The 4,791-nt window shown below is 63.7% G+C and carries 4 protein-coding genes and 1 pseudogene; 2 read left to right on the top strand and 3 right to left on the bottom strand.

Annotation, left to right across the window (positions count from 1 at the left end; translation table 11 throughout):
• Positions 1–391, bottom strand: a pseudogene (locus FN369_RS08675) (quinone-dependent dihydroorotate dehydrogenase); the annotation flags it as partial.
• Between the two features lie 118 nt (positions 392–509).
• Here FN369_RS08675 and FN369_RS08670 point away from each other — a divergent pair.
• On the top strand, positions 510–1,118 hold the full coding sequence (locus FN369_RS08670) for an RNA ligase partner protein (protein ID WP_142525764.1): 609 nt from the start codon (positions 510–512) through the stop codon (positions 1,116–1,118).
• Here FN369_RS08670 and FN369_RS08665 read toward each other — a convergent pair.
• Both FN369_RS08665 and mnmE read right to left on the bottom strand, forming a co-directional pair.
• A complete protein-coding gene (locus tag FN369_RS08665; RefSeq protein ID WP_142525763.1) occupies positions 1,065–2,159 on the bottom strand; it encodes an RNA ligase in 1,095 nt (364 codons plus the stop codon). The two genes, FN369_RS08670 and FN369_RS08665, sit on opposite strands and share 54 nt — an antisense overlap.
• 123 nt (positions 2,160–2,282) lie before the next feature.
• On the bottom strand, positions 2,283–3,611 hold the full coding sequence (mnmE, locus tag FN369_RS08660) for a tRNA uridine-5-carboxymethylaminomethyl(34) synthesis GTPase MnmE (RefSeq protein ID WP_142525762.1): 1,329 nt from the start codon (positions 3,609–3,611) through the stop codon (positions 2,283–2,285).
• 200 nt (positions 3,612–3,811) lie between these two features.
• Between mnmE and FN369_RS08655 the strand changes: the two genes are divergently transcribed.
• Positions 3,812–4,791, top strand: a 980-nt coding sequence (locus FN369_RS08655; RefSeq protein WP_142525761.1) for a primosomal protein N' family DNA-binding protein, incomplete at its 3' end; no start/stop codon positions are given.

Raw genomic sequence — 4,791 nt, 5'->3', positions numbered from 1 at the left:
GAGCGAGACGGCGGGCGACCTCTTCGGCTCCCTCGCTCGGAAAGCCGAGGCGGTTCCAGAGAGCTTCCGCTCGAGGAAGGCGACGAAGTCGGGGAGGTGGATTCGGCCCCTGGGGGATCGGCGTTACCGTACCGATTTCGCAGAAGCCGAATCCTAGCGCCTCCCAGGCGCGGAGAGCGACGCCGTTCTTGTCAAACCCGGCCGCAAGGCCGAGCGGGCTCGGGAAACGGAGGCCCCAGACAGTCCGTTCGAGGCGCGCGGGGAGGGGCGAAGAGAAGCGCCGGAGCAAGCTTTCGATCCAATCATTGGCGCAAAGGGAGAGGACAAGATGGTGAGCGCTTTCGGGAGGAAGGAAAAAGAAAAGCGGGCGGAGAAGCGACCGGTAGAGCACGGCGGCAGTTTCGGGAAGTTTGCACTCGTTGACAATCCGCAAACCACAGAGCGGGAAGAAGCAACAAACGTCTGGATTGGGGGACCCGAGCCCCGTAGTCTAAGGAAGCGCGGGAGCCATGCACCGGTTCATCCTCGATACGAGCATCTTCACCAACCCCGACGTCGCCTTTCAGTTCGGGGAAGACGAAGCGGCGGTGGGCGGCTTTCTCGACTTGGCTCGAAGGGTGCCCGCGGAATTTTATATGCCGCTCTCCGTTTACGAGGAGTTGCGGAAGATGCGGGATCTCGATGCTCTGATCGGATACTTCGAATCGGTGATTCGGATCCGTTCCCCGAGGAGATCGGATCTGCAGATCCCGGGCGATTTTCTTTACGACTTCATCGACGAGGTTCGAAAGCGGATCGATCATGGGTTGCGCATCGCCGAGGAGCATGCCCGGAGGGCCGGCGAGGCGGCGGAGATGGGCCAACTTCTTCACCAGCTCCGGGAGCGCTACCGAGAAACCTTGCGGCGGGGGATACTCGACAGCCGGGGGGATGTCGACGTGGTCCTCCTCTCCTTCGAGCTCGAAGGCATCCTGGTCGCAGCCGACGAGGGGATGCGCAAATGGGCAGATCGGATGGGGGTGGCCGTGGTCGACGCGCGCCATTTCCGGGATCTTCTCCGCCATCTAGTCGAAGCGAAGGGAGCCGCCGAGGGCATTCCGGAGAAAGCCCGTGGTTGAACGGTAGAGCTTTTGGAACCGGAGGACCCAGTACCCTCCCTCCTCCTGAAGGCTGATCAGGCGGGTTTCTCCTTCATGGCCGCGGATCTGGCCCAGCGAGTCGAGAAGTCGGAGAGCGTTCTCGCGGGCATGGAAGCGGCAGCAGAAGGTGCCGACGCAGCGGCCTTGCCGCGCGGCGGCGATCCTCTCTTGGAGCGAGGAGAGAAAGGCTTCTCCCAGCCGCCGATTCCATTCTTGGCGATCCGAACGTTTCATCTCCTCCAGAAAGAGTGCCAAGCGCAAGACCCTCTCCGTGAAATATTCCGGAGGTACGTCGAGATAGCGCTGGGCCATCGAGGCGATGTCGGCAAGCTCGGCGCTCCCCGTGACATATTTGGCGCGCAAGTTGCGCGGAGAGTCCTCCTTGAGGACGACTCCTTCGCGTCCCTCTGCGTCGAGTCGGAGGACGATTTCACGAAGCGAGGCTGACTCTTTCGGCTCGATTCGGCCATAACTAGGAGCCGCTGGAAGTCCGAAAGTCTCGGCGAGGGCACGCCGTTCTTCCGCCGGGAAAAAGCCCTCCGTGCCTTGCCGCGCGATATCGAAGAGGAAAAAGCCGACCCCTTGGGGCACCAGGGGAGAGGCCCCCTCGACGTAAGGAGTTTCCGGACCGGTCACCTCTCCGCAGAGAATCCAGTCCGGGTGGACGGAAAAGACCGCTGGATCGATCCAGTCGCCCAAGCGGTCGGTCGTGAACGGGCAGATGAGACCTCCGCGAGTCGCGGCATAGAGGGCGTCGCCTACACGAAAGATGCGTACGTTGTAGCCGTCGATCTTTTCTTCAACCCAAAATGGGGCGTGGAACTGCGAGAGGATTCCCGCCAGAGTTTGGATCCGCCCGATCTTCGGATAACCGGCAACGACGACGCCGTCGGCCAAGAGCGTACCCCGAGGCCATCCGCGCCACTCGTGGAGGAGCCGGAGATATTCCCATCGGCCGAAAGTTTCTCGCTTCGCTTTCTTTTCGGCGATGGCTGCACGGATGTCTGATTCCGAAAACATCCCTTTCCCCGCTCCCGCCGGAATTATGGATCGGAGCCGGAAGAGAAGCGAGCCCCATCCCCGGCATGGTTTTCTCGGGAGAGCGGGAGACTCCGGCAAGCCGGCGGAAACCGAAAAAGGCCTCTATTTCCCGATACAGAACCGTCGGAAGACCTCGTCGAGGATCTCTTCGCTGGTGACCAGCCCCATGACCTCACCCACGGCTTGCAGGGCAGAGCGGAGCTCCAGACACCAGAGCTCGCAGGCCAAGCCCGTGCGGAAAGCGACCGAAGCCCGCTCCAAGGCCGCTGTGGCGCGGCGAAGGGACGCCTCTTGGCGGGCGTTGACCGCTCCTCCGGCCGCCGCGTCGGGGGCGAGGGCCTCGATTTCCCGGCGCAAAAGGCGGTCGACTTCCGATAACCCCTCGCCGGTGATTGTCGAGATGCAGAGTTCCGACCGACGCTCCGGGTGAATCCCTAGGTCCGCCTTGTTCGCGATCCGCAGGAGCCGCTGATGGGGAAGGAGAGGCGGGGGGAGGAACGGATCGGATGCGGGCGGTTCCGGGGCGACCGAGACGTGGACGATGAGATCCGCCGAGCGGAGAGCCTCTTCGGCGCGACGGACCCCCTCGGCCTCCACCGGATGCTCTGCCGTCCGATGGCCCGCGGTGTCGATGAGGCGGACCGGATATCCGTGAATCTGGCAGATCGATTCGATCGTGTCCCGCGTCGTTCCGGGATGGGGAGAGACGATCGCCCTGTTTTGGCGCAGGATCGCGTTGAAAAGGCTCGACTTCCCCACATTGGGACAACCAGCGAGAACTACGAGGATTCCCTCGCGGAGAAGCCTGCCGGTAGGCGCGGTACCGGCCAACCCGAGAAGCTCGCTGCGGAGCCGGTCGATGCGGCGGAGCATGTCTTCGCCGACCTCCGGAGAGAGATCCTCTTCCGGAAAATCGAGGTAGGCCTCCGCGTGGGCTACGAGCTCCAGGAGAGTCGCCCGAGCTTCCGCAAGCTTCCGGCCGAGCAGCCCCTCTTTTGCTTCTTGGGCCGCGGCCAAGCTGCGCAGGCTGCCCGCATGAATGAGATCCGCGATCGCCTCGGCCTGAGTCAGGTCGAGCTTCCCGTGGAGGAAGGCGCGTTGGGTAAACTCTCCGGGAAGGGCCGCCCGAGCGCCGCGGCTGAAATAGGCGGTCAGGATTCTGTCGACCAGCAGGGGATTGCCGTGGCAAAAGATCTCGACCATCTCCTCTCCGGTGTAGGAGCGGGGTTGCCGCCAGTAGAGGAGGACGACGTCGTCGAGCTTCTGCTCATCATCCCAGATCTCTCGGTGCCATGCTTTCTGGGGCAGCCACGACACCGGCCTCCGGAGCAGAAGATCGGTGATCTCTCGGGCCCGCGGGCCGCTGACTCGGATTGCCGCCAGCGCCGCCGGAGCCGCCGGAGTCGCCAACGCCGCGATGGTGTCATTCATAAAACATTGCCGGCGGTCGCGGCGGGCGGTCCAGGGGGAAAGGCATGCTCCAAAGCTCCTTCGACTTCACGCATGGACGATAGTCGCGATCTCGATGGGCGGCAAGCGGGCCACCCTCTTCTTCTCCTTTGGATCCATGGCCCGCCTACGAGAACATTGGTTCCGTCCGCCCGGCGGAGTACGATAGAAAATCCCGCGCCATGGCGAGCGATCCCTTCGGAGGCGACGACTTCCATTCCGAGCGACGAAATTCGGTCGCCCGGGTTCTCCTGGAAAGGAAGCGGGACTGCCTGCTTGATTACGCCATCCCCGCAAGGCTCGCGAATCGGATCCGGATCGGCTCCCATGTCCGGATTCCGTTGCGGGGAAGCCAGGCTACGGGGTGGGTGATCGATTTTCCGGAAAGGCCGGCGGTCGAGGAGTTGCGCGAGCTCTCTTCCCTTTCCGAAGAGCCCTTTCACCTTCCGGAGAGGCTCTTGCAGCTGGCCGAGTGGGTTGCCGGCTACTACTGCGCGCCGCTCGCCTCGACGCTCGGCTGCATCCTGCCTGCACCAGTGCGCCAGGGGAGGAAGCGGGAGCAGCTATTGGTCTGCTGCCTTGCAGACAGGGAGGAAGGGGAGCTGGATCGGCTGGGCTGCTCCGTTCGCGAGAAGAGAGCGTGGGCCCAGTTGCGCGAGCTCGGCCCGATCTGGTTGACCGAGCTCTGCGCGGCGACGCGCACGGGACCGGAGATCTGGAAGCGTCTTGCCAAGCGCGGGCTGGTCGACCTGCGCAAGGCGGAGAAACCGAGACATCCCCTCCATCCGCATTCCGCAGCGGGGGGATCGCCCCCGGTCTTGACGGGGGATCAGGCTGCCGCGCTCGAAGCGGTGAGAGGCACCATTCGGCAAAAAGGATTTTCCGCTTTTTTGCTTTTCGGGGTTACGGGAAGCGGAAAGACGGAAGTCTATCTGCGCGCCGTGGGAGAAGCGCTCGCCCAGGGCCGCTCCGCCCTCGTCTTGGTCCCGGAGATCGCCTTGACTCCGCAACTTGTGGAGCAGGTGCAGCGCCGCTTCGGCGATCTTCCCGGAAAGGTAGCGCTCTGGCATAGCCGGCTTTCGGCGGGAGAAAGATACGACCAGTGGAGAGACGTCTGCTCCGGGCGGGCCCGCATCGTCGTAGGTGCCCGCTCGGCGGTCTT

Origin of the sequence: Methylacidimicrobium cyclopophantes (assembly GCF_902143385.2) — a bacterium.
In the GTDB taxonomy this organism is placed as follows: domain Bacteria; phylum Verrucomicrobiota; class Verrucomicrobiia; order Methylacidiphilales; family Methylacidiphilaceae; genus Methylacidimicrobium; species Methylacidimicrobium cyclopophantes.
Note: the sequence above shows the minus strand (reverse complement) of the source record. Positions and strands in the feature narration are given on the sequence as shown.